General features: G+C 47.2%; 16 protein-coding genes. 14 read left to right on the plus strand and 2 right to left on the minus strand.

The window, feature by feature from the left end:
• The first annotated feature begins 138 nt into the window (after window positions 1-138).
• From L3C95_RS04355 to L3C95_RS04395, 9 genes are all read left to right on the plus strand, one after another.
• The gene (locus L3C95_RS04355; RefSeq protein WP_236385512.1) at window positions 139-1,386 is read left to right on the plus strand and encodes an efflux RND transporter periplasmic adaptor subunit; all 1,248 of its coding nucleotides are present in this window, start codon (window positions 139-141) and stop codon (window positions 1,384-1,386) included.
• 93 nt (window positions 1,387-1,479) lie between these two features.
• Complete coding sequence (locus L3C95_RS04360) at window positions 1,480-3,882, plus strand: ABC transporter permease (RefSeq protein WP_236385513.1); 2,403 nt, start codon at window positions 1,480-1,482, stop codon at window positions 3,880-3,882.
• Between the two features lie 36 nt (window positions 3,883-3,918).
• Complete coding sequence (locus tag L3C95_RS04365) at window positions 3,919-4,608, plus strand: ABC transporter ATP-binding protein (protein ID WP_149693914.1); 690 nt, start codon at window positions 3,919-3,921, stop codon at window positions 4,606-4,608.
• Between the two features lie 43 nt (window positions 4,609-4,651).
• On the plus strand, window positions 4,652-7,009 hold the full coding sequence (locus tag L3C95_RS04370) for an ABC transporter permease (RefSeq protein ID WP_236385514.1): 2,358 nt from the start codon (window positions 4,652-4,654) through the stop codon (window positions 7,007-7,009).
• Between the two features lie 21 nt (window positions 7,010-7,030).
• On the plus strand, window positions 7,031-9,412 hold the full coding sequence (locus tag L3C95_RS04375; protein ID WP_236385515.1) for an ABC transporter permease: 2,382 nt from the start codon (window positions 7,031-7,033) through the stop codon (window positions 9,410-9,412).
• A gap of 101 nt (window positions 9,413-9,513) precedes the next feature.
• Window positions 9,514-11,856 carry an ABC transporter permease gene (locus L3C95_RS04380; protein WP_236385516.1) on the plus strand — a complete coding sequence of 781 codons (2,343 nt, stop codon included), beginning with the start codon at window positions 9,514-9,516 and terminating at the stop codon, window positions 11,854-11,856.
• A 72-nt stretch (window positions 11,857-11,928) separates the two neighbouring features.
• Entirely contained in the window at window positions 11,929-12,591 is a 663-nt protein-coding gene (locus L3C95_RS04385) for an ABC transporter ATP-binding protein (protein WP_236385517.1), read from the plus strand.
• 169 nt (window positions 12,592-12,760) lie between these two features.
• Window positions 12,761-14,215, plus strand: coding sequence for a TolC family protein (locus L3C95_RS04390; protein ID WP_236385518.1), 1,455 nt, complete (start codon window positions 12,761-12,763; stop codon window positions 14,213-14,215).
• Between the two features lie 33 nt (window positions 14,216-14,248).
• Window positions 14,249-15,607, plus strand: coding sequence for an efflux RND transporter periplasmic adaptor subunit (locus L3C95_RS04395; RefSeq protein ID WP_236385519.1), 1,359 nt, complete (start codon window positions 14,249-14,251; stop codon window positions 15,605-15,607).
• A gap of 171 nt (window positions 15,608-15,778) precedes the next feature.
• Here L3C95_RS04395 and L3C95_RS04400 read toward each other — a convergent pair whose 3' ends face one another.
• Window positions 15,779-16,330: an RNA polymerase sigma factor gene (locus tag L3C95_RS04400; RefSeq protein ID WP_236385520.1), complete on the minus strand. Its 552-nt coding sequence runs from the start codon at window positions 16,328-16,330 to the stop codon at window positions 15,779-15,781.
• A gap of 213 nt (window positions 16,331-16,543) precedes the next feature.
• On the opposite strand from L3C95_RS04400, the gene L3C95_RS04405 reads away from it, so the two are divergent.
• Together L3C95_RS04405 and L3C95_RS04410 are read left to right on the plus strand one after the other, a co-directional pair.
• Entirely contained in the window at window positions 16,544-16,828 is a 285-nt protein-coding gene (locus tag L3C95_RS04405; RefSeq protein WP_236385521.1) for a hypothetical protein, read from the plus strand.
• Window positions 16,829-16,928: 100 nt separating this feature from the next.
• Complete coding sequence (locus L3C95_RS04410; RefSeq protein ID WP_236385522.1) at window positions 16,929-18,974, plus strand: glycoside hydrolase domain-containing protein; 2,046 nt, start codon at window positions 16,929-16,931, stop codon at window positions 18,972-18,974.
• Window positions 18,975-19,221: 247 nt separating this feature from the next.
• Here L3C95_RS04410 and L3C95_RS04415 read toward each other — a convergent pair whose 3' ends face one another.
• Window positions 19,222-20,235 carry a hypothetical protein gene (locus tag L3C95_RS04415; protein ID WP_236385523.1) on the minus strand — a complete coding sequence of 338 codons (1,014 nt, stop codon included), beginning with the start codon at window positions 20,233-20,235 and terminating at the stop codon, window positions 19,222-19,224.
• A gap of 144 nt (window positions 20,236-20,379) precedes the next feature.
• On the opposite strand from L3C95_RS04415, the gene L3C95_RS04420 reads away from it, so the two are divergent.
• The 3 genes from L3C95_RS04420 to L3C95_RS04430 all read left to right on the plus strand — a co-directional run bounded on the left by L3C95_RS04420 (window position 20,380) and on the right by L3C95_RS04430 (window position 26,308).
• Complete coding sequence (locus tag L3C95_RS04420; protein WP_236385524.1) at window positions 20,380-21,399, plus strand: NAD(P)H-dependent glycerol-3-phosphate dehydrogenase; 1,020 nt, start codon at window positions 20,380-20,382, stop codon at window positions 21,397-21,399.
• Between the two features lie 90 nt (window positions 21,400-21,489).
• The gene (locus L3C95_RS04425; RefSeq protein ID WP_236385525.1) at window positions 21,490-24,771 is read left to right on the plus strand and encodes a SusC/RagA family TonB-linked outer membrane protein; all 3,282 of its coding nucleotides are present in this window, start codon (window positions 21,490-21,492) and stop codon (window positions 24,769-24,771) included.
• A gap of 22 nt (window positions 24,772-24,793) precedes the next feature.
• Window positions 24,794-26,308 (plus strand): SusD/RagB family nutrient-binding outer membrane lipoprotein, encoded by a 1,515-nt coding sequence (locus L3C95_RS04430; protein WP_236385526.1) that lies wholly within the window; start codon window positions 24,794-24,796, stop codon window positions 26,306-26,308.
• Window positions 26,309-26,359 lie beyond the last annotated feature (51 nt).

The raw sequence follows: 26,359 nt of genomic DNA on the forward strand, positions 1-26,359 counted from the left end.
AATTGTCCGGAAATGAACGTCCCGTGTGCGTTACAGGACGATAAAAACAGGTGTTCCTGCCGAAATCCCTCTGTGGTATTGAGTTTCCCGCTTTGGCATGCCGGTTGTCTTACCTGGAACAGGAATTTAGTTTAACCTATGGACAGAAAAATAGAAAAGAAGTACTGGTCAAAAAAGAGGATCTCCTTTATCAGCGGAGGAGCCGTTGTCGCGCTGTTGCTTCTTTATAACCTCATATTCGCTGATCACCGCTCGAAACTGAATGTCGAGAAGGATAAAATCACAGTGTCTACCGTTTCAAAAGGGACCTTTGATCAATATATAGCCGTAACAGCCGTTGTATTGCCATTGAAAACCATCCGCCTGGATGCCATTGTAGGGGGATATGTGAGCCAGAAATACCTCGAAGGGGGTAGTATGGTCAAAAAAGGAGACAGTATCCTACGCCTCGACAACCAGAACCTGATGATGGACTTCGTGAACCATGAGACAGAGATCTACCGCCTGATCAATGAATTACAGAATACCCGGCAGTCCCTGAAACAGAACCGCTACACTATGCAGCAGACGGTTGCTGACCTGGACTACCAGATAGAGCAGGCCAAAGACCTGTACGACCGTACCAGACAGCTGGTAGACGAGAAGATCGTATCCCGCCAGGAGTTCAATAAGAATAAGATTGACTATGAGCGTCTTGTGAAAAAGCGGCAGATAGAAATAGAGAGCCAGCGCTTCCAGGAGGAGAACGCCCTGATACAGATCAACCGCCTGGAATCTACCATTGCACGTACCCAGCGTAACCTGCAGATGATGAAAGATAACCTTAGCAACCTGGTATTGAAAGCACCCATTGACGGACAGCTGTCTTCCGTGGATGCTGAAGTAGGGGGTAGCATCACCGCTGGTCAGAACATCGGCCAGATAGACGACCTGGATGGGTTTAAGATGCGTGCTGAAGTAGACGAGCATTACGTGTCCAGAGTGTTCCCCGGATTGAAAGCTACTTTTGATTTCAACAATAAAAGTTATCCCTTATCCATCATTAAAGTATACCCGGAGATAAAGAACGGGCGTTTTAATGTGGACATGAAGTTTGAAAAGGAGACACCGGAGGGCATACGCCGCGGACAATCTTCTCCTATCCGCCTGGAGCTGGGCAAGTCTTCTTCAGCTATCCTGCTGCCGGTAGGTGGCTTCTTCTCCGATACCGGTGGTAACTGGGTGTATGTGCTGGACAAGGGCGGTAAGAGGGCTGTGAAACGTAATATTTCCCTTGGACAGAAAAACCCGCAGTATTTCGAAGTGCTGGAAGGTTTGCAGGAGGGCGAACAGGTGATCACGTCATCGTATGAGAATTTCGGAGACAAAGAGGTTTTAGTATTTTAATCTGGCAGTTACAGTTGTTTTAGTTCCGGTGCCAACCTCTGCAAGCAGGCAGAGGTGGCGCCATGGACGCTCACCTGATAAATCATATGCAGCATGACAGGCATGTACATCACTATTGCATTGAGGCACCTGGCCAAAAGGAAGCTGTTTTCTTTTATAAATATTGCCGGTCTGGCCATTGGTATTACGTTCTCTCTGCTGATAGCTGTATATATCTGGGAAGAAAGACAGGTAAACAGTAACCTGAAAGATCTGCCCCAACAGTATTACCTGCAATCCGCCTGGAAGGCAGATAATATGTACATGCCCCTCATCACACCGGCCCCGCTGGCCAAAACATTAAAGGAGCAATATCCTTCCCTGGTGGCCAACTACTACAGAACTTTTCCCTGTAGTGCGAACGCCTCCTATAAAGACCGCCATTTCCGCATGTCATTGCAGCCAGGCGATACTACAGCCATAAGCGCTTTCGGATTACCCCTCTTGCAGGGAGACCCTGCCCATCCTTTCCGGGATAACAATTCCATTGTGATCACGGAAGAAACGGCTATGAAGTTTTTCGGAAGAACAGATGTACTGGATGAAGTCCTGACCATTGATACACGCAGGGACGGTAAAAAGAACTACGCAATCACCGGGGTATTGAAACGTGAAACACGTCTCAATACAGTGACGACCATCAATAGTTTTAAGACGGACATTTTCCTGCCCATGCAGAATGTTGCATACTTCCTTGCACCGGATGCCGACAAGGACTGGAACAGTATAAGCATGGCTTCGTACATAACACTGCAACCAGGCGTAAGGCCGGAGCAGCTGGCCGGGCCTGTCAAAAACCTGGTAACCATGCATTGCAACCAGCAGCTGAAAGATAACATGAGTATTCAGATGGTACCTATGGATACCTTCTACCTGGATACGAATAACGGACTGGTAAGAAAGATGAGCTACATTCTGATGGTCATTGCTTTCTTCGTCCTGCTGATGGCAGTGATCAACTATGTGAATATCAGTATAGGGACCTCTGTGTACAGGTTAAAAGAGATCGGTTTGCGGAAAGTATTCGGTGGTAAACGCCAGCAGCTGATCGCACAATTTCTGGCGGAATCTTTTGTACTGACTGCTATAGCGGCCTTTCTTTCCATTGCTTTTTTTGAAATGTTGCGTCCGTTGTTCGGACAGGTGCTGAACAAAACCCTGCCCCATGTATGGTCCTTCTCAGGAATAATGGTGTTGTTCTATGTATTGCTGGTGGCTATCGTAGGACTGATTGCCGGTGTCTATCCTGCTTTCGTGCTGACGGCCAGCCATCTGCTGAAAGTATTGAAAGGGAAGATCTCCGTAGGTAAAGGGGAATTATTGTTTAGAAAGGGCTCTCTGGTAATTCAATTCTCATTGGCGGTGCTGGTATTTGTATGCACATTGTACATCTCCCGGCAGATCGATTATTTCTTCAAAAAAGAGCTGGGATATAACAAAGAGCAGGTGGTGGTCATCTCTTCCGTACCACGCCAGTGGGATACCGCAGGTTTAAAACGTATACAACTGGTAAGGGATGAAATGATGAGAAATACGGGAGTAAAGAGCGCAACAATTTCCTACGAAGTGCCCGACGGCATGAATGGTGGAAGTGCGCCCATCATACCTCCCGGTGGTACCAGCGATGCGCCCGTGAATGTGGAAACGCTGGTAACCGATGGGAATTACGCAACTACTTTCGGACTAAAGATGCTGGCAGGCACTTTCTTTACAGACCAGGACAATCCTGAAGATGTGGTGCTCAACGAAGCCGCTGTGAAAGTACTACACCTGAAAACAGGAGTAGGAGAACAGCTGGTGGCTGCCGGCCCACAGGGAGGAACATTCCGGGTAAAGGGTATCGTGAAGGATTTTCACTTCACAACTATGCAACAGAAGATCGCGCCTATGATCTTCTTTTCCCAGAATACCGGTGCATACTATCGCTTCCTTAGCATTAAACTGCAAACTGCAGACGTCAGGAAGTCTATCGCCGGTATTGAATCAGTGTGGAAAGCCCGTTTCCCCGATTCTCCGTTCGATTATTTCTTTATGGATGATAAATTTCAGGCCATGTACAGTAACGAAACCCGCCTGAAGCAGGCTGCCAATGTAGCTACTGCACTGAACTTTATTATTATATTGCTGGGAGCTGCCGGAGTGGTGGCCTTCAGCCTCACCCGCCGCACGAAAGAAGTTGGCGTAAGAAAAGTATTGGGGGCGGATACCCGCAATATTATCTACCTGTTCCTGAAAGAGTATACATCAGTCATACTGATTGCCAATATCATTGCGTGGCCGGTGGCCTATATCGTAGCCGATCGCTGGCTGGACGATTATGCCTACCACACCAGCATGAGCGTAGTGCCATTTATAATTGCAGGTATCATTACCTTCAGTTTAACCTATATTCTGATTGCTTTACAATGCTTCCGAACTGCCAGTGCAAACCCTACAGGGCTGTTGAGAAGTGAATAATAAACACCCGATTTACAAATTATTAAACCGAAGTCGATGATACGTACAGTCAATCTGCAAAAGATTTTTACAACAGAAGAAATAGAAACTTCTGCCCTGAATGGGATCAATATGGAAGTGAAAGATGGAGAGTTTGTGGCTATTATGGGCCCCTCCGGTTGCGGCAAATCTACCTTACTGAATATCCTCGGACTACTGGATAATCCCAGTGGCGGTGAATATCACTTCTGGGACCATGAAGTGGCCAAAATGAGCGAGCGTCAGCGTGCACAGCTCAGAAAAGGTTCTATCGGTTTCGTATTCCAGAGTTTTAACCTGATAGACGAGCTGACCGTATTCGAGAACGTGGAGTTGCCATTACTGTACCTGAAAGTGCCAGCAAGCGAAAGAAAGGATAAAGTGGAAAAAGTGCTGGAACGCATGAACATCATGCACCGCCGTAACCACTTCCCGCAACAGCTGTCCGGTGGTCAGCAGCAACGTGTGGCTATTGCCCGTGCCGTAGTAGCGAATCCTAAAATGATCCTGGCGGATGAGCCTACCGGTAACCTGGACTCCACCAATGGTGAAGAAGTAATGAAACTGTTGCAGGAACTGAACGAAGCCGGTACTACCATGATCATGGTAACACACAGCCCTTATGACGCCGGTTTTGCGCATCGTGTGATCAACCTGTTCGATGGCCGTGTCGTGACTGAGAATATCAAGGAACAATTCCATGTCTGATCAGCTGATATAATATCCATCATCATCATCCAAACTTACTCATATGCTTAACAACTATCTGCGGATTGGCTGGCGTAACCTGCGCCGCTATAAAATGTACAGCAGTATTAATATAGGTGGTCTTGCTATCGGCCTTGCAGTGGGTATCCTGATACTTGTATGGGTGCAGGATGAGTTAAGTTATGACAGGTTTCATGAGAACGGAAAGAACCTGTATAAGCTGACCGTCAGCTTTAGCTCCGGCAGTGATGTACAGACATGGGAGGGGATGCCGGGACCTATTGCGATACACGCTGTAAAAGATATTCCAGGCGTACAGAAAGCTGTACGCACCAGGGATAACTGGGGAGATGTCTCGAAGTTCACTTACAACAACAACGACTTCTTTGATATCAGGATGGGTTTTGTAGAGCCTTCCTTCTTTACACTGTTTACGTTCCCTTTGTTGAAGGGCGACGCACAGCATCCTTTCCCGGACAATATGTCTCTCGTTGTAACACGCAGCGCTGCCCTGAAATATTTTGGTACTACTGACGTAATGGGAAAGGTCATAGCAGGAGATGGTAAGAATTATGTTGTTACCGGTCTGATGGAAGATTTTCCTGAACAGTCCAGTATCCGGTATGAGTTTATGCTGCCGTTCAGCATACTCCAGGCAAAGTTCGTGAAAAGTGAGTCCTGGCCGTCTCTGGATGCCGACTGGGGAGATTTTTATTTCACCACCTACCTGCAACTGGCGCCCAATACTTCCACTGCGAAAGTGGCAGCTGCCCTGGCTACATTACGTCCTGACAGCAACCAGGAACCAGGCATAAAATATAATGTACAGCCCTTGTTCGACGTCCATCTGTATAACCCGGACCTAAGTGAGGGCGCCATCAAAATAGTACGGATATTCCTGATCATTGCTGTTGTGATACTGCTGATCGCTTGTGTGAACTATGTAAACCTTTCCACTGCAAGGGCCATGCAAAGAGCTGCTGAAGTGGGTGTTCGTAAAATAGTAGGCGCCAGCAGAAGGCAACTGTTCATCCAGTTTGTATGGGAGTCTGTGCTGGTATTTATGCTGGCATTGGTACTGGCTATTGCGATCATCCTGTTACTGATACCATTCTACAACAACCTTACTGGCAAACATCTTTCTTTCAGCCTGCAAAATCTGCAGATGGTGCTTGCCATCGGTCTGGCTATGCTGGTGACGTTGATAGTAGCCGGTATTTACCCCGCAGTTATATTATCCTCGTTTAACCCCCTGAAAACATTAAAAGGAGGACTGACGCTTTCCGGCAGTAATGTCTCCTTCCGCCGTGTGTTGGTGGTAGTGCAGTTCCTCATTGCCACCGTATTGATAGTTAGTACGCTGGTAGTAGGACAGCAGCTGCGATACATAAAATCGAAAGCACTGGGTTACGATAAAGAGAATGTCTTTTCCTTCTCCTCCAACCAGATGTATGATCATCTGGAAGCTGCTGTTCAGGAGCTGTCAGCAGCTCCCGGCGTAGCGGCAGCGGCAACCGCCAATCATAATATGACGGGTATCGACAACAGTACCGGCGATACCTACTGGGATGGTAAAGAGAAGAATGAAACGCTGATCGCGCATGTATTCTCCGCAGATAAGAACTTCATGGAAATGATGAAGTTCGGCTTTGCCGAAGGACAAAACTTTACCAATTCAAAGGCTGATTCTGCGCATTTCATTATCAATGAAACGGCTGCAAAAATGATGAGAATGAAGGATCCTGTGGGCAAGAAATTCAGACTCTGGGACATTGACGGCACCATCATTGGTGTCATTAAGGACTTCCACTATGCATCCCTCCATGAGAAGATCGGCCCTCTGGTAGTGCATTACCGTCCTGTTAGCTATAAAGTGTACGTAAAGACAAAACCCGGGGAAATGGACAAGGCTGTCGCATCGGCAGAGCGGCTTTATAAGCGCTACAATGCAGGGTTTCCCTTCAGGTATACATTCATCGACGATAATCTCAATAAGCTATATAAACTGGACAGACGTACGGGCATACTGTTTAACTACTTCGCAGGCATCGCCATCTTTATCAGCTGCCTGGGCCTGTTCGGGTTGGCCACATTTGCTACCGGACAAAGGGTGAAAGAAATAGGCGTCAGGAAGGTATTGGGTGCTTCTGTTTCCAACATTGTAACACTGCTGACCAGCGATTTTCTGAAGATCGTTATAATATCCATTGCCCTGTCAGTGCCTGTAGCCTGGTATATTATGAACAGATGGCTGGAAGACTATGCATATCGCATCAATATCAACTGGGGGGTATTTATAATGGCCGGAGGCCTGGCGGTAGCAATAGCGCTGCTGACAGTAAGCTTTCAGGCAATAAAAGCAGCATTGGCAAATCCTGTACGCTCTTTGAGAACTGAATAGCCAACCGTAAAAAGAAACTGTATGATCAAGAATTATCTGAAGATAGCCTGGAGGAACATCAGAAAGCAGAAGTTCTATTCCTTCATCAACATACTGGGTCTGACAATAGGGCTGACCTGCTGCTTCCTGATATTTATGTATGTGCGCTTTGAGTTGAGCTATGACTTATTCCATAAGAATAAAGACAGGATATACAGGTTGGTAACCGATGTAAAGACGCCAACCGAGCTGATAGAGGCAGATATCACGTCTGCTCCTATGGGGCCCAATATTAAGGCTGACTTCCCTGAGGTGGCTTCGTCTGTCAGGATAAACTTATCAAACACATTAGTAACCCTCGGCACTAACAAATATTTTGAGGATAGACTGGCGATAGCTGATTCTACTTTATTCAATATATTCTCGTTCCCTCTTACCAGGGGTAGTGCAAAGCAGGTATTGACAGAACCTTTTACAGCTGTACTGACTGAAAGTAAGGCAAAGAAATATTTCGGATCGGCAGATCCTTTGGGTAAGACCTTTCAGATAGATGGAGGAAAAGCTACCATTAGAGTAACAGGCGTAATGAAGGATGTGCCAGAGAACTCACATCTGCCGTTTGATATGGTACTCTCTATGGCTACAGTTGAAAAGATGGGTGATAACCTTACAGATAGCTGGGGTGGCTTTGGCATGCGTACATACCTGTTGCTGGCACCGGGTGCAGACCCTGTTAAACTGGAGAAGAAGTTCCCGGCCTTTATGGAAAGGCATGTAGGAAGTATGATGAAACGGAACAACATGTATTACACATTACATCTGGAACCTTTGAGAGATGTATACATGACCTCTAAAAGAAATGCACAGGGAAGTCTTACCAACATATACATATTTTCCATCGTTGCTCTCTTCATCCTCCTGATAGCTGTTATCAACTTCGTCAATCTGGCTACAGCCAGGGCAACTGAAAGGGCAAGAGAGGTAGGGGTACGGAAGTCGGTAGGCGCTTACGAATCACAGCTGACGTTTCAGTTCTTGTGTGAGACGCTGTTACTTAGCTTATTCGCTTTTGTATTGTCGGTGACGCTCAGCCAGTTGTTGCTGCCATCCTTTAACCTGCTGGCCGGAAAGGAAATAGCATACAATATATTCAGCACCGGAACTATCGTATGGTTCCTGTTTATAGCGATAGGTGTAGGTTTGCTGGCTGGCATTTATCCCGCTGTCGTATTGTCGTCTTACAAACCGGTGGTGGTGCTGAAAGGAGCTTTTAGTAGCAGCAACAAAGGGTTGTTCCTGAGACGAGGGTTGGTGGTGTTCCAGTTCGTCATCACCATTGTATTGATAGCCGGTGTAATGATCGTGTATCACCAGTTATTATACCTGCAGAATCAGGATCTGGGCTTTAAGAAGGAGCAGCAGATGGTGGTGGAGTTTGGTGGTATCGACAATATGAAAGAGAAATGGTATGACATCCGGCAGCAGGTATTGAATGTAGACGGTGTGAGGGGCGCCACCTTTTCGTCGGCCATACCGGGCCGGTTCCAGGCTTCAGCATATAGTAATATTGAGATGAAGAATGGCGAAATGCAGGCCAGCAATATTAACCTGTACTTTATAGATTATGACTTTATTAAGCAATACCAGATAAAAGTAGTGGCAGGACGTGCATTCCAGCCGGAAATGGCTACTGACAGCACGCAGGCAATGCTGGTAAATGAAGCAGTTGTATCTTCCATGGGCTATAGCAAACCGGAAGAGATCATTGGAAAGAAATTCGACCAGTGGGGTAGAAAGGGAACCATCATTGGTGTAATTAAGAATTTCAATTATCGCTCTCTGCGAGAGACAGTTGCTCCACTGACGATGCGCATTGAACCGGGAGCATTTGCGCCGATGACCATTACTGTTGATCCTGAAAATATTAAAAAGGTTATTGCCGGTATAGAGACAATATACAACAGGTACCTGCCCCAGGGAAGGTTTGATTATTTCTTTGTAGATGATGATTTCGACAGGCAATACCGGGGCGACTTCCGTTTTGGCCGGCTGGTACTGACGTTTGCCATTCTGGCTATTTTCCTGGCCACGCTGGGATTGCTGGGATTGATCTCTTATATCGTAATACAGCGTACAAAGGAGATAGGTATCAGGAAGGTATTGGGGGCTTCCGTTAGTAATATTCTCTTGTTGCTGTCTACAGATTTCATCAGATTGATAGCTGTTGCGCTGCTGGTGGCTACACCCCTGGCCTGGTACCTGATGTACCGCTGGCTGCAGGCGTTTGCATACCGTATTAATGTACCCTGGTGGGTATTTCTGGCAGCTGGCAGTGTGGCTGTGGTCATTGCACTGGCTACGGTCAGCATACAGACCATGAAGGCGGCAATGACCAACCCTGTGAAGTCATTGCGAACCGAGTAAGAAGTTTCTTTAGTAGTTACGTTTAAATATGACAAGTGAAATGTGTCATGGGCAGGTGTCTACCCGCCCATAGCTTTTAATTACTTACAAAAAGGAATTTTATGATAAAGAATTATCTGAAAATGGCCTGGAGGAATTTATGGAGGAACCGCGTATTCTCCTCCATCAATATTGCAGGTCTTGCCATTGGGATGGCCGTCAGTTTCACGCTGATTCTGTATGTATTGTTCCAGTTCAGTTATGATGATTTTCATAAAAATAACCGCTACATATATCATGTGAAGGTAGGAGATGAAGGAGCGAGCAATACACCGGTGCCATTAGGGCCTTTCCTGCAAAAGATTGCACCGGAGATCAAAGAAGTGATACGCACTTCCTATCCGTTTCCTCACTTGCTGAAGGTAGGCGAGAAGTCCATGAAGTTGCCAGGTCTTTATGCCGATCCTAAGTTTTTGGAGGTGTTTACCTTCCCGCTTATAAAGGGGCAGGGTAAGCTGACAGAGGAGAATACTATTATTCTTACAGAGAGTACTGCCAGGAAATTATTTGGCGATGCAGATCCTATAGGTCAGATAGTAAAGCTGGATGTACAGCGCCCCCTGATAGTAACTGCTGTGGTAAAAGACCCTCCATCAAATTCTACTTTTCAATTCTCTTATCTGTTAAGTTGGGCTTTATACAGAAGTATGGAGCCCTGGGTGCGGGGAGACGAATGGGGGAATTTTGGTATCAATACGTTCATACAGCTGCTACCAGCCGCCGATCCTGCAGTAGTGGAGCGCAAGATCGGGAATGTATTGCATGAACAGAACGCAACAATTCCCGCTACCAGTTACCTCTTGCTGCATGCCATGAATAAATGGAAATTATATGGAGAGATAAAGGAAGGCAAAATTGCGGGTGGCGAGATATCCTCCGTGCGCCTGTTTGCTCTACTGGGATTGGGCATTCTGCTGATAGCGTGTGTGAACTTCATGAATCTGAGTACAGCACAGAGTGAGCGTCGCGCGAGGGAAGTGGGTGTGAGGAAATGCGTTGGTGCTAACAGGAAAATGCTGATCTGGCAATTTATGAATGAGTCGTTATTGTTGGTGGTCATATCTCTTGTACTGGCGCTGGCGCTGATGTGGAGCATCCTGCCAACATTCAATACCCTTGCCAATAGTACCTTACAGCTTTCGCAGGCGCCGGCTTCCTTCTGGCTGGCCATTGTACTACTGGCCTTGTTCACGGCCATTGTTTCCGGTAGTTATCCTGCCTTTGTTCTATCGGCATTCAAACCTGTTAAGGTATTGAAAGGCGCGTTAGTGGAGGTCAGGGGTAATTTCCGTCCAAGGCAGGTACTGGTAATGTTCCAGTTTACGCTGGCCATTGTTTTGATCATTGTGACAATCGTCATCTACCGGCAGATTAACTTTATACGTAACCAACCTATCGGTTATGATCCCAAAGGGTTGGTTGATATACAGCTGGAAGGCAATGTTTATGATGACTATGATGCGTTCAGACAGGAAGTCATTAACGCTGGTGCGGCTGTGAACGGAAGTGCTACGCTGAGTTCCATTGCGCAGGCAGGGGCCAGTATGTGGGCATTGAAATGGCCGGGGCAGTTGCCGGGTGAAGAGAATATCAACTTTGGCGTGCTCACGGCAACCGAGAACTTTGTATCAACGTTTGGCATTACCTTAAAGGAAGGTCGCGATTTTCTCTCCGCAGCCGATTCTCTGTCGATGATGCTGAATGAGACAGCCGTAAAAACAATGCACCTGAAAGAGCCGGTAGTAGGGCAGCAGGTGCGGGTGAATGGCCAGGACAGAACCATCACCGGCGTGGTGAAAGATTTTGTATGGATGAAGTCTTATATGCCGGCCAGTCCTGTTGTTATTCCTTACAATCCGGGTTGGAGGGGCTTTCTTACAATGAAGCTTAATCCACAGTTGTCCGTAAGTGAATGCCTGCGGCGGATGGAAAAAATATACCGGTCGTTCAATCCTGACTACCCATTTCAATATACCTTCGTTGACGAGACCTACAAACGTAAATACGCCTACGAACAGGTACTGGGAATGCTGATTAACGTGTTTGCGACATTGGCTATCATGATCAGTTGTCTTGGTCTGCTGGGACTGTCTGTATTTGCTGCTGCCCGCAGGAAGAAGGAAATTGGTATCCGTAAAGTATTGGGGGCCGGCATAGCCCAGGTGACAATGTTGTTGTCGAAGGAGTTCCTGAAACCGGTGCTGATCGCAATTCTGATAGCAAGTCCCATCGCCTCCTACATTATGGTGAGATGGTTGCAGCATTATACTTACAGAATATCCCTGGAGTGGTGGATCTATCTGCTGGCGGGTATTATTGCCGTTATGATAGCGCTGCTTACGGTAAGTATTCAATCGGTAAAGGCAGCAGCCATGAACCCCGTGAAGGCATTAAGATCAGAATAGATTATATTGAAAAAATAAACTACCGGCAACCGGGGGGACCGGGCCGGGTAACTAATAAAACAGCATACACTGATGATACAGTTAAGACATATCTCCAAGCATTATCCCGTAGGATTTGGTAAGAATGAAATATTAAAAGATATTGATCTCAGAATCTTTGAAGGAGAGTTTGTATCCATTATGGGCCCTTCGGGTTCTGGTAAATCCACCCTCTTACATATTTTAGGATTGCTGGAAGAACCCTCCCAGGGAGAGTACCTGTTTGACGGAGAGCCGGTGCATAAAATGAATGAAAAGAAACGTACACAGTTGCACAGGGGTGCAATAGGGTTTGTTTTCCAGGCTTACCACCTGATAGACGAGTTGACCGTATATGAAAATATCGAGACGCCTTTATTGTATAAGAACATGCCGGCCGCTGAACGGAAAAGCCGTGTAGCCGACATCCTGGACCGGTTCAATATAGTGGCCAAGAAAGACCTGTTCCCCAATCAGTTATCGGGCGGACAGCAGCAGCTGGTGGGCATTGCCCGTGCATTGGTGGGTGAGCCTAAAGTGATACTGGCAGACGAGCCAACAGGTAATCTCCATTCAGACCAGGCGAAGGAGATCATGGAGTTGTTCAAACAGTTAAACGAAAAGGATAAGATTACGATAGTTCAGGTAACCCATTCCGAACTTAATGCAACTTATGGTCACAGGATCATACAGATCCGTGACGGGAAAATCGCATAATTTCTTACCGGTAATTCCCGACGTCAGGTAATCTTATCAAGCTGCTGTGCGCAGGCACTGGGTCTGATGAGGATCCCGGTGTCGGGAATTGTTTGTTTGCGAATATTTTACGCCATTCATAAAGAATTTATTTATGTTATCATCACAATTATTATATTTTTGGAAGGTCATGAAAATATCCAAAATCCCGGGATGTATCCTGGCACTGTGCATCTTGTTTGCTAACTCTGCGACCTTAAAGGCGCAGGACACCTGGACACTCCAACGTTCTGTTGACTATGCGCTGGCAAACAACATATCGATCAAGCAACAAGACGTACAGAAGCGTTTTGCGGCATTGACGTACCAGCAGAGCAAGTTGGCGCAGATCCCTACCCTCAGCACAGGCGTGCAGGCTACTTATGGTTCCGGCCGTAACATTGACCCGTATACCAATACGATCATTACTCAATCTTACTTCAACGTTGGCGCGGGGGTGAGTGCCAGTGCTAATCTCTTTAGCTGGTTCTCCCGTCGTAACCTGATAGCCTCCAATAAATATGAGGCGCAGGCGCAGGACCGTTTTCTGGAGAGGGCGAAAAATAATGTGGCGTTCAACATTGCTGCAGCTTTCTTACAGATCCTGGTCAACATGGAGCAGGTACATATCAGTGAGCTGCAGGTTAAGCTGACCAGCTCCCAGCTGGAGAATACCAAAAAACTGGTGATTGCCGGCTCCAAACCGGAAAGTGACCAGGCCGACCTGGAAACAAAACTGGCCAACGATAGTGTAAACCTGATCACGGCACAGAACAACGTGATCATGTCCACACTGGAAATGAAAGCGTATCTGAACCTGGGATTTGACGTGCCTTATGTACCGCAGGTGCCTGCAAATATTGCCGAAATACCTATTCCCCGCCTGGATGAAGTAGACCCGGAAATGGTTTTCAGTGCAGCACAGAACAATAACCCTGGCATAAAAGGAGATCTGTTAAGAATAAAATCCCTGGAACGTACTTATGCTTCTCAGAAAGGGCTGTTATATCCAAGTCTGTCGGCATCCGGTAACCTGAACACCAGTTATGCCAACAGTGCAAAAAATCAGGTCATTACAGGGTATACACCTTTTACACAGGATATCGGTGAGGTAGCAATAAATGGGAACACTTATACGGTAAAGGCCACCGGCCAGACGCCTAGTTATAAACTGGTCACCATTCCTTTCAGCGATCAGATCAACAACAACTTCCGTCAGTCTGTAGGCGTTTCACTGAATATTCCTATCCTGAACGGATGGTCACAACGTACTGCTGTAAGACAGGCCAAACTGAATATTGAAACACAAAAGCTGACATTAGATCAGGACCTTCAGCAATTACGCAGGGATATTTATACGGCCCATGCTAATGCAATGGCCGCTATACAGAAGTTTTCCGCTTCATCCAAGGGTGTGGAGTCTTCCCAGCGTGCGTACGATTTTGCTACCAAGAGGTTCGATCTGGGTTTAATGAATACAATTGACTATATTACTACCCAAAACAACCTGTTCCGAGCGCAGATTGATAAGGTATCAGCCCAATACGAATATATATTTAGAATGAAACTACTGGAGTTTTACAGGGACCAGAAGGTCTCGTTGTAGCAGCTCCCTTCCTTTTGAAATACGCCGTTTTTTATGAAGAGAAAGACACTTTTCTGGATCTTGGGGATCATTATTTTGCTGGTTGTCATTGTGGCCGTAAGCAGAGCTGGCAAGGACGACAGCATTAAAGTGGCAGTAGACAATGCCGCTGAAAAAACTATTATAGAGGTGGTTTCTGCCAGTGGTAAGATCTACCCTGAAACAGAAGTAAAGGTCAGCTCTGACGTATCCGGCGAAATCGTAGATCTTCCTGTACTGGAAGGCGATTCCGTACAGAAAGGACAGGTGCTGGTACGCATCTATGCCGATGTATACGGCTCCGTACGCGATAAGGCAACTGCTTCCCTCAGCCAGGCCCAGGCCCAGCTGGCCAATACCGCCGCTTCATTGAATGCATTCAAAGCTAAACTGGAACAGAGCAAAGCAGCTTACGACCGTAACAAGGAACTGCTGGCACAGAAAGTAGTGTCCCGCAGTGAATTTGAAACAGCAGAAGCTACTTACCGTTCTGCGCTGGCAGACTATAACGCTGCCGCCGAGCAGGTGAACAGCAACCGTTATGCGGTGCAGAGTGCAAAAGCCGGACTAACGGAAGCCAACACCAATCTGAAACGTACTACAATCGTAGCGCCTATGAGTGGTGTGGTATCGCTGCTGCCAGTTAAAAAAGGGGAACGCGTAGTAGGTACCGGTCAGATGAGCGGTACAGAGATCATGCGTATCGCAGATCTGAATGTGATGGAAGTGCAGGTGGATGTAGGAGAAAATGATATTCCCCGTGTAAAATATAATGACACCGCCATCGTAGAAGTGGACGCTTACAGCGATCGTAAATTCAAAGGGATTGTGACTCAGATCGCCAGTTCCAGCAAAGGGGCAGCTACGAGCAGCACTTCTGCTTCAACTTCTTCTGCAGAACAGGTAACCAGCTATATCGTACATATCCGCATCCTGCCGGATAGTTATAAAGATCTGATCGATCCTGCACACCCGAAGAATTTCCCTTTCCGTCCAGGTATGAGCGCCAGCGTCGATATCCAGACCCGCAGGAAGAACAATGTCCTGGCAGTACCTATCAATGCAGTAACTACCCGCGACATTGTTGATAGTTCCAAAGCCGTAGGCGCTAAGAAAGAAGATCTGGCGGCTGCGAAGGAAAGCGGTAAAGATCTGAAAGAGGTGGTTTTTGTACTGCAGGCAGATAAAACTGTGAAACTGGTAACGGTTACTACCGGTGTACAGGATGATGCCAATATCGAAGTGTTGTCAGGACTGAAACCGGGAGATCAGGTGATCAGCGCTCCTTATTCCGCCGTATCGAAAGATCTTGATCAGGGGAAAAAGGTAAGAGTGGTACCGAAGAAAGAGTTGTTCGAAAACAAAGGAAAATAAAGCTATTCCATTATAAAGAGAAGAGCCTGTATCATGTACGATACAGGCTCTTTTGATTTACGTACATGACGAAGGCTGGTAGGCATGTAGAAGATGCCCGGAGATTTGTCTATCTCTGATACACTTCTTTATTGTGTCTGTTATTTTAGCGGTTAAATGGTAATATGAAGGCTATAGCATGATAATCAGTTTATTCACTAACGTCCGCGCTTTCCGGTAAGCGCTGTTTAACTGATTCCGCACCGTTTGTTCCGCCGTTCCTGTTTTTGATGTTATCTCCCTGATGCTTAATTCATCAAAATGTGACCAGGTAAATATCTGGCGTTCCTTTTCTGGCAGCATCCGCAGGTCATCCTGCAACCGGGCAATGATGTCTTTGTGAATGATAGTGCTCATCGTAAGTTCTGAACCCTGTTCACCGTACTGCATAAGCTTTTCCAGATATCTCTCCTTTACCCCGTCGTCCCTGAACTTGCGGAGTATCATTTTCCTTGCAGCGCTAAACAGGTAGTAGCGGATGTGGGTGGTAATGTGCAAATGATGCCGTCGTTCCCAGAGATCAGTAAAGAGGTCCTGGATCAGGTCCTGGGCATCGGCCTCGCTGCACAATACACGGGCTGTATACTGGTATAAGGATTCCCAGTAAGTGTTAAAGAGGATTTCAAAGGTGGGCGCATCTTCCGTAAGGAGGTCTGATGGGTTCTCAGGTTGATCTGTTGTCATATTTCCAGGCTGCTGCTAAAAATAGATGAAGCAGCGAGCTGAAGGAAGAGGTAAGCCAAATTATCATGAAGACTTAACATTGGAGGGCATGTTAGTATTTTGTACAACCGGGAAATTGTGATCCGTTGCACTGGCCTGCAAAAACTTAACATTGGGCTGTGTTAATTTAACATTAAATTTATGTTATCATATTTAACCAACGTTTCATAAGTTATGTCAAGTACAGATACTGCGAAGACCGCTAAGCCGGCCAAGGCATCCCGTAAAGAAGCACGCACCACCATAGAAAAGAAATTAGACCTCTTATTAGTAGACCTGAAAAAAGAACTGGGGGATACCAAGTTCAAAAACAGGATCAAAAAAGCTGCGAAACTATTGAGTAAAGGCCTGGATAAACCTAAAAAGAAAGCACTTGCCAAGAAAAAGGTAGCTAAGAAAGCCGCTAAACTGGCGAAACCAGTTAAAGCGGAATCCGCAACAGCAAAAGCTGCGGAATAACCGCCCTCAGGAGCAAGTTCTGATAATATATATTTAACAGCCCGCCTGTAACAGTTCACTGTTATATGCGGGCTGTGTGCTATATATTTAGGGCTTTTGTATGAAAAAGAGTCTTATATACTTACTGAGCCTGTTCTCTCTTTCGGCAGCTGCTCAGCAAACAAGTCAGGTGAATGTGTTCCTCGGTTCTTCCGGCGATCATGGACAAATGTCTCCCTCCGCTTCTTATCCTTTCAGCATGTTAAGCATTGGTCCGGAAACCTATCCCGATACACATACGGGGTATGAATACCTGGCCAAAGAGTTTCTCGGATTTACCCACAACCGTATGGAAGGTGTGGGCTGCCAGGGATGTGGTGGTAACCTGTTGGTGCGTCCTTTTCTCGGTGATGGTCCTGTAAAGGCAGACCTGATCAAGTATGAGGAACAGGCCTCTCCCGGTTATTATCACGTAGGATTTACAAATGGCATTAAAGCTTCCTTCACAGTATATAAAAATGCCGGCCAGCACCAGTACCATTTTCCCACAGGCAAAAAAGGGCTGCTCGTTGACCTTGCACATGCTCATGTAGGCCGTTTTGTGGCAGAGGAACATACTATCGACGGGAGTGCAGTAAGCGGCTGGATTGAGTCAAAAACCACCTGCAGCGCTGGTGTTTACAGGATCTACTATTACCTGGAAACAGACCATCCCGTGAAATGGACGGCCACCAAAGCCCATGAACTGGTGGCGGCTACCACAGACAATGACCTGGGTGTACGCGTTGGATTATCTTCCGTAGGCACCTCCTATGCAAAAGCAGCTATCACGCGAGATGCTTTTGATGTCGTAAAACGCAACAGTGAGCAGGACTGGAACAGGGCCTTGGGGCATATCAAAGTAAACGGTGACCCTGCAAGGGAAAAGTTGTTCTATTCGCTGTTTTACAGGTCCATGCAGTCTCCCTATGTAGTATCAGAACCTGATGGTGCTTATGCAGCCACCGATGGCAGTCTGCAGCATACCAGTAGTAAGATCTACAATGGCTGGGCCATCTGGGACAACTATCGCGCGCAGCTGCCTTTATTGTCCATCGCCTTCCCGCAGGAGTACCAGGATATGACCACCTCTATCGCCGGATTATATAAGCATGGCAAAAAGGATTACGCTACCCTGCACGAGCCTTCTATTACTGTAAGAACAGAACATGCTATCGTAGTACTCCTGGACGCTATGAAAAAAGGCTACAAACTGGATTTCAAAGCGATTGCTGATTCAGTGGAGAAGGAGATAATGAATCTGGATTATGCACATCCTGACAAGGCGTTGGAGTCTTCTTACGATGCCTGGGCACTGTCAGAGATTTATTACGCATTAAAAGACAAGGCCCGCGGTGACCAGTACAGGCAACAGGCGGCTGAGTATAAAAAGTACTGGCAGAAAGATTTCCAGGACCTCAGCCGCAGGGATGTAGACCGTATGCAGGCCCGGGGATTGTACCAGGGCACCATCTGGCAATATCGCTGGTTCGTACCGTTTGACCTGAAAGGGCTGATGGAGTTGTGTGGTGGCGAGCAGGCATATATCTCCCAACTGGATGAATTTTTCGGGAATGACTATTACTGTCATGCCAACCAGCCCGACCTGCAGGTGCCGTTCATGTATAACGTGACCAACCAGCCATGGAAGTCGCAGGCATTGATACACAAGATAGCCGTGGATACCATGGTACAGCATTATTTCAACGACAACAGCCGTGGTATCGGCTCTGAGATAGATCTTATTTACAAGAACCAGCCTGCAGCTTATGTCAGAACAATGGACGATGATGCAGGTACGATGTCTTCCTGGTTCGTACTGGTCTCTACCGGCATTTTCCCTGCGTGTATAGGATCGCCGGTATACTATCTGAATGTTCCCCTATTTGAGTCAGTAGAATGGCAATGGCCGGGTGGGAAGCCCTTCTCTGTTCATGTGAAAAACTTCGGCGATCGGAACGTCTACATTCACGAGGTATGGCTGAACGGGAAGAAACTGGACCGCAACTGGATTACTCATTCGGAGATCACCAATGGAGGAAAACTGGAGATTGTGGCAGGCGACAAGCCGGATGAGAAACAGGGGCTGGGTAACAAATGGATAGCAGAAATAGGGCGCCAACAATAGATATAGTATATTCCGTATTTATAAAACTGTCTGATAACAAGGAGGGTACATCTGCAGCTTTTCAAACAATCCTTGTAAGGCTGCTACCATAGCTTGTTTCCGGATATAACCCATATATAACCCATATACAAGCCATATATGACCCATATATAATCCATCTCTAAAAGGTATGGGTTATATATGGGTTATATATGGCTTGACTACATTTTATATATGAGTAGTCCTAAGTACCCGGCCGTTATTAGAATTAGTTCAGTCCCTTGTATTGGTTACGGATATAGTTCAGATCGAACGTACCCAGGTTTTTGTAGTAGATGTTGAACATCTTGGCAGGATCGGTTGCGATCTCACCGCTCTGAACATCGCCATCATCACCGTCGTTCCATGCCCATGGAGCATTGGCCCCGCCGTCACCGTAGCTGCTAACCAGACCGCCTGAAGGGCTGTTAAACAACTGGGTGTTGTTACGCTGTTCCCATAAGCCACCGGCAGCAAATACGTCTACCAGTTTGTAGGAAACATTACGGTCATCCGCGTTGGTCGGAACACCGGCTGTGCGGCCTGGTACATAGCGGACACCATCGCCTACTATGTTTACGTAAGGGTAAGCCTTCAGACCATGGCCTTTGGCTTCATGACCGGTAGTAGGGTGAGATTCGTTGTTGTAAGTTTCCATAGTAATGGTACCGTCGTTGTTCTCGTGGTTGTTCTGCCATGAGCTGCCGGAAACGGTATAGCTATAGAAATCTTTGTGGAAGGTGGTTACCATTGCCTGCAGGGCGCCATAGGTAGAACCGTCTTTTCTTACTACCACTTCAATACCTTCGAAGTCGTTCTCATGCTGGTCGAGGTAGTAACCGAAAGGGTTATCTGTCCAGTCGCGCGGATGGAAGAAGGCGTAGTTGATAAACCAGTGAGTGCTGGTTTCCGCTACTGAATAATACACATGTGCGGCAGCGGCATAGTTACCTGCAATGTTGTTCCAGTTGTTGGTACCAACCCAGTCACCATCGAAATTGATAGCGGTGATGTAGTCAGATTTACCACCCACAGCATAATCGCCGGTCTGGTCAACATCCTGGTAATGTACAGGCGCCCAGCGGTAAGCCAGTTCCTCATTAAAGTTCACATCGGCCTGTGTAGCGCCGAGTGTTTCTGGTTTCAGTTTCTGTACATCATCTTTGCTACAGGAAACGAGGATCATGGATGCCAGCACGAACATAAGAGCTGGCAGGCTCAGTTTGTGGAGGAGAGTCTTCATAGGTTCGTAATAGTTGTCTTTTAATGAATAGTGCCGGGATAATGAGGTACTACGAGAATAAGTTTCACAAGGGAGGCATTTTAACCATCGGCGGTGCGGGCTTAACGATATGGTAATATTAGCCCGTAAATTCCTTACTTTGCGGTGAAAAAAGACAGATACGTGAAAGCAGGTATTATCGGTAGCGGCAGTTGGGCAACAGCGTTAGCCAAGATTTTGACAGATAATGGGAACAAGATCTCCTGGTGGATCAGGAATGAAGACACGATCCGTTATATGCAGCTGCGCCATCATAACAGGCATTATCTCACTTCAGTATATTTCGATACCACTTTGGTAGACCTGAGCAGCAACCTGGAAGAGGTGGTTGCCGCCAGTGATGTGCTGGTACTTGCGGTGCCTTCCGCTTTCCTGGAAGAAGTAATGCTGCAGCTATCGCCGGAGGCCCTGAAAGGTAAAAAGATCGTCTCTGCGGTGAAAGGACTGGTGCCGGGCAGCAACCTGCTGATCAATGATTACCTGTCTGAAATGTTCGATCTTCCCCTGGATCAGTATTTTGCCATTACTGGCCCTTGTCATGCGGAAGAGGTGGCAAATGAAAAGCTGTCTTACCTTACATTTTCCGGCTTGCAGGAGAAATCAGCGCAGGCCATAGCGGATATGTTCACCAACAGTTACCTGCAAACGATCGTGAACCGCGACGTGATCGGTGTACAGCTGGCAGCGGTGCTGAAGAACATCTATGCGATGGGGGCGGGTATTGCCCATGGCCTGGAATATGGCGATAACTTCCTCAGTGTATATATTACCAACTGCTTCCGGGAAATGCAACAGTTCCTGGACACGTATGGAAAAGACCATGCAGAAGCTGGCTCACACAATTACAACGCCAGCGCCTATCTGGGCGATCTGCTGGTAACCTGTTATTCCCTCCACAGCCGTAACCGTACTTTTGGCAATATGATCGGTAAGGGGTACTCTGTAAAAGCCGCCCAACTGGAACTGAACATGGTGGCTGAGGGGTATTATGCCAGCAAGTGCCTGTTTGAAATGAATATGGAGGTAGGCGCCTATATGCCTGTAGCTCAGGCGGTTTACACCATGTTATGGCAGCATTTGAATCCCCGGGAAGTCTTCCTTTCCCTGGAGAAAGGATTTATTTAACTGATTGTTAATACTTTGTTAAAGCCAAGGTAAGATTGGTTTGCAACCTTCGCAGCAGATTCATCAAATTATTAAAACCGATATTCTGCTATGACCGCAACCAGTCTGCGCCTGAAGACATTTCTTGCAGGTATTTTCCTCCTTTTATTTTCCTTTGGTGCGATGGCCCAGCAAGTCATCACCGGGAAAGTAATATCCGGAGATGACCGCCAACCATTACCTGGTGCCACTATTCAAGTTAAAGGGGGGAACAAAAAAACGATTACAGACAACGCCGGCAACTTCAGCCTCTCCGCCGGCAATGATGACATCCTTATTATCAGCAGCATAGGCTTCACTACACAGGAAGTAAAGGGCGCTGCTGCCGCCAACATCGTACTGGCTACAGATACCAGGGGACTGGGGGAAGTGGTTGTAACCGCCCTGGGTATCAAAAAAGAACGTAAGAAACTGGGATACGCCTTACAGGAAGTAAAGGGCGAAGACCTGACCGTAGCCAGGGAATCCAACATCGTGAATCAGCTGGCCGGTAAGGTGGCCGGTGTGACGGTGATCGGGAGTCCTTCCGGAGTAGGTGGTTCCGCCAGGGTATCCATCCGTGGTGAGCGTTCGGTAGATCTGAACAAGAACCAGCCGCTGTATGTGGTGGACGGTGTACCTATCAGCAATGCCATCAACGGTGGTTCAGGCAGTAACAACACGGAAGTGGATTTCGGTAATGGCGCCAGCTTTATCAATCCGGACGATGTGGAAAGCATGAGCGTACTGAAAGGCCCTGCTGCTGCTGCGCTGTATGGTTCCCGTGCAGCGAATGGCGTGGTAATGATCAAAACCAAATCAGGCCGTAAACAGAAAGGTCTGGGTGTGGAAGTGAATAGCAATGTTACTTTCGAATCGGCCCTGAAGTTGCCTGAATACCAGAAAGTATATGGTCAGGGTAACGGTAGCGGTGGCGATTTCGCCTTTGTAAACGGAGGTGGCGCCGGTTTAGCCGACGGTACTGACGAAGGCTGGGGACCAGCATTCAAAGGACAGCTCTTCCCACAGTTCAATTCTCCCCGTACGCTGAATGGCCAGCCCATTCCTTTTACCGGCGGTGATATGAACGCACCGGCAGGTAGTGTGATCACGCCTACTTTATGGGAGCCTGACAATGACAATCTGAAGAACTTCCTGCAAACCGGCAATACTATTACTAACAACGTAGCCCTGGTAGGTGGTAATGACAACGGCGATTTCCGTCTGAGCTATACCAATCTGCACCAGAAGGGTATCGTACCTAATACAGGCCTTGACAGGCATACCACCAGTTTTTCTGCAGGGTATCACCTGACACCTAAATTCACTGCAAGGGCATTTGTAAGTTATATCAAGGGCGAGAGTGATAACCGTCCTTCTATCAGCTATGGTACAGAAAGTATCATGTACCTGTTCAACTGCTGGTTACCAGCTTCTGTACGTGTAAGCGACCTGAAACGCCTGTGGATGCGCGGGCTGGAAGGCAAACAGCAGTATAACTGGAACTACAACTATCACGACAATCCTTACTTTACTGTTTATCAGAACACTAATGGTCAGTATTACGACCGTATTATCGGCAATATCATCTTAAGATATGATCTGACCAACTGGCTGAACCTGCAGGTACGTACTGCTACCGACTGGAGCAATGAGCGCAGGGAATACCGCAGGGCATTCAGCACGCAGCGTTTCCCATTTGGAGAGTACCGCGAGGTCAACATCATCAACCAGGAGCGTAATACGGACTTCCTGTTCACTGCAGACAAAGAGATCAACAGTAATTTCTCTGTAAATGCTACCCTGGGTGGTAACCAGATGCGCCAGACTTCCCGTTTCAATGAAGATATCGCGGGACAATTGAACCTGCCTGGTATTTATCGCCTGACCAATTCCAGGATAGCGCTGGTAAATAACCAGAACAATGTTGGTAAACGTATCAACAGTTTCTACGGTTCAGCGGGTGTTTCCTACAAGAACAAACTGTTCCTGGATGTAACCGGCCGTAATGACTGGAGCAGTGCATTGACATTGCCGGAAGATCTGAAAGCTTTCGGTGATGAGCAGAATTCTTATTTCTATTCTTCCGTAGCGCTGAGCGGTATTATCAGTGATATGATCAAACTGCCAGCTGCCATCAGCTTCGCTAAATTGAGAGCCAGCTTTGCGCAGGTGGGAAATGACACCGATCCTTTTGCATTTACACAGACCTTCAACCGTAGCGACCCTTATGGCGCATATCAGGTGTATGAAGAAACCAACCGTTTATCTAACCTGAACCTGAAACCAGAGATCAGCTCTGCGTTTGAATTTGGAGCAGACATCCGTTTCCTGCAGAACAGGATCGGACTGGATGTGACTTATTATCAGAGTAATACCAAGAACCAGATCCTGAATATTCCTTTATCCAACACCAGCGGTTACGAAAGACGTGTGATCAACGCTGGTTCTATCCGTAACAATGGTTGGGAAGTGATGCTGAACGTCACTCCTGTGAAAACAAAAAACTTCGCCTGGGATGCTTACGTGAACTTCTCTGCCAACCGCAGTAAGGTAATTGAGCTGACCGATGGTCTGAAGAACTATGTAATGGCCGACAGGAGCGTATCTGTAGAAGCGAGGGTAGGAGAGCGTATGGGAGATCTGTACGGTATCGGTTTCGCGAGAGTACAGAGCTCAGATGCAAATGCGCCATACTATGATAAGAGCGGTAAGTTCACCGGTCAGATGGTATTTGCTGCGAATGGTCGTCCGATAGCAACTACAGATAAGATCCGGTTGGGTAACTATAACCCGGACTGGCTGATGGGCGTTGGTAATAGTTTCACCTATAAAGGTGTAAAACTGAGCGCCCTGTTCGATATCCGCCATGGTGGTAAACTGTATTCTCATACGCAGACGGTGGGCCGTGAAGGAGGTATCATCAAGGAAACCCTGGAAGGCCGAGCAGATGGTTATGATATAAGCAAACCAGGTAATGGTGTAATTGGTAATGGTGTGGTAGCGAATGCAGATGGTACTTTCACGCAGAACACAACCAAGGTAGGTGTGCGTGAGTGGCACAGCGCCTGGACCGGCGGGCGTAATATAGCTGAGGGTGTGATGTACGATGCTTCTTTTGTGAAGCTGCGTGAGTTGCAGATCGGTTATTCCTTCCCGGGTTCATTCAAAAAGGGGATCATTAAAGGCATGAACGTATCGCTGGTGGGCCGTAACCTCTTCCTGTGGGATAATGTACCACACGTAGATCCTGAGGTATTGTCTTATTCCGGTGGCACTGCATTGCCAGGTATTGAATACATGAGTTTACCGAGCAGCCGTAGTTACGGTGTGAACCTGAGCTTCAAATTATGATGATCATCCAAAACAAGCAATCATGAAATTCTTAAAGATATTTTTACTAGCCGGCCTTTTATCCGCCTGTACGCATGACTTCAGTGAGACGAACACGAACGAGAACAGCCCCACCAATGTAACGCCTGATCTGCTGCTGAGTGGTGTGATCAGGAATATGATGAACGAGCAGGTGAACGCTGCCTGGGGTATTGGCAACATAGTTGTACAGCATCATGCAAAGATCCAGTTTGTGAATGAAGACCGTTATCTCTGGGGAGAGCAGAACGGTATCTGGGACGACGTATATAACAACTACCGCAATCTGCAGAACATCTTCGCTACGGTAGGTACTGACTCTACCAGTCCTTATCTGGGTGTAGCTTTGGTACTGAAATCCTGGATGTTTGCCCAGGTAACAGATGCTTATGGCGATGTGCCTTATTCACAGGCTGGAAGAGCGAAGCAGGAAGGCATTTATCAGCCGGAGTACGACAAGCAGGAGGACATCTATACTGGCATCCTGAACGATCTGAAAACAGCCAATACCCTGCTGGCAAAGGCTACACCAGCGCTTGATGGAGATATCCTGTATGGTGGCGGTGCTACAGCTATCACGAAATGGCGTAAGCTGGCCAACTCTCTACGTTTGCGTTATCTGCTGCGTTTATCAAAGCAGAAGGATGTAAGTGCGGAAATGTCTGCTATCGTGGCTGATCCTGTTACTTATCCTGTATTCACCGGTAATGAAGATAATGCGGAACTGGAATATCTTTCTGCAGCGCCTAACCAGTGGCCGCTGTATACTGCCCGCGTGGGTTCATTTGATGAGTTCAGGGTGAGTAAGACGCTGGTTGACCGTTTGACAGCACTGGGCGATACGCGTCTGAAAGTATTTGGTCGCCCGACACAAAAGTCTGTAGCTGCAGGTACACCGGTAATAGCTGGTATTCCTAATGGACTGAGCAACGCAGATGCGTTGAACTATAATGGTGGTGTACAGAGTGTATCCAGGGTGGGTTATACCTTCGCCTGCCTGGTATGTAATGACATCGGTCAGGCCCCACCAGATCCAGCAGCGCCGAGAGCCTTACTCATGACCTACGCTGAGTTACAATTCACCCTGGCGGAAGCAAGGGAGCGTAACATGATCACTACGGGTGATGCTGCTACTTATTACACCAATGGTATCACTGCCAACTTCAGTTACTGGAAGAGCATCGTGCCATCTCAATATGGTATTGATGTGACTATGCCTGCCAACTATCTAACACAGACGGCAGTGGCCTACACTGGCACGCAGGCGGAGAAACTGGCGAAGATCGCGTTGCAGAAATGGATCGCTTATTACTTCAACGGACTGGAAGCCTGGTTTGACTGGAGAAGGACTGGTATGCCGGCGATAGTTCCCGGCCCTTCCAACCTGAATGACGGCAAGGTACCTGTAAGATTTATTTACCCTCAGAAAGAGCAATCATTGAATGGGACCAACCGTAACACAGCCGTTACCCGGCAGGGTGCGGATGATCTGAATACGCGTCCGTGGATTGCGAAGTGATTTCTTTTTGCATTGTCCGGCCGTTCGCCTTTTGGTGAACGGCCGGATTTT

The sequence above is a fragment of the Chitinophaga filiformis genome (assembly GCF_021646545.1).
Classification (GTDB): Bacteria; Bacteroidota; Bacteroidia; order Chitinophagales; family Chitinophagaceae; genus Chitinophaga; species Chitinophaga filiformis_A.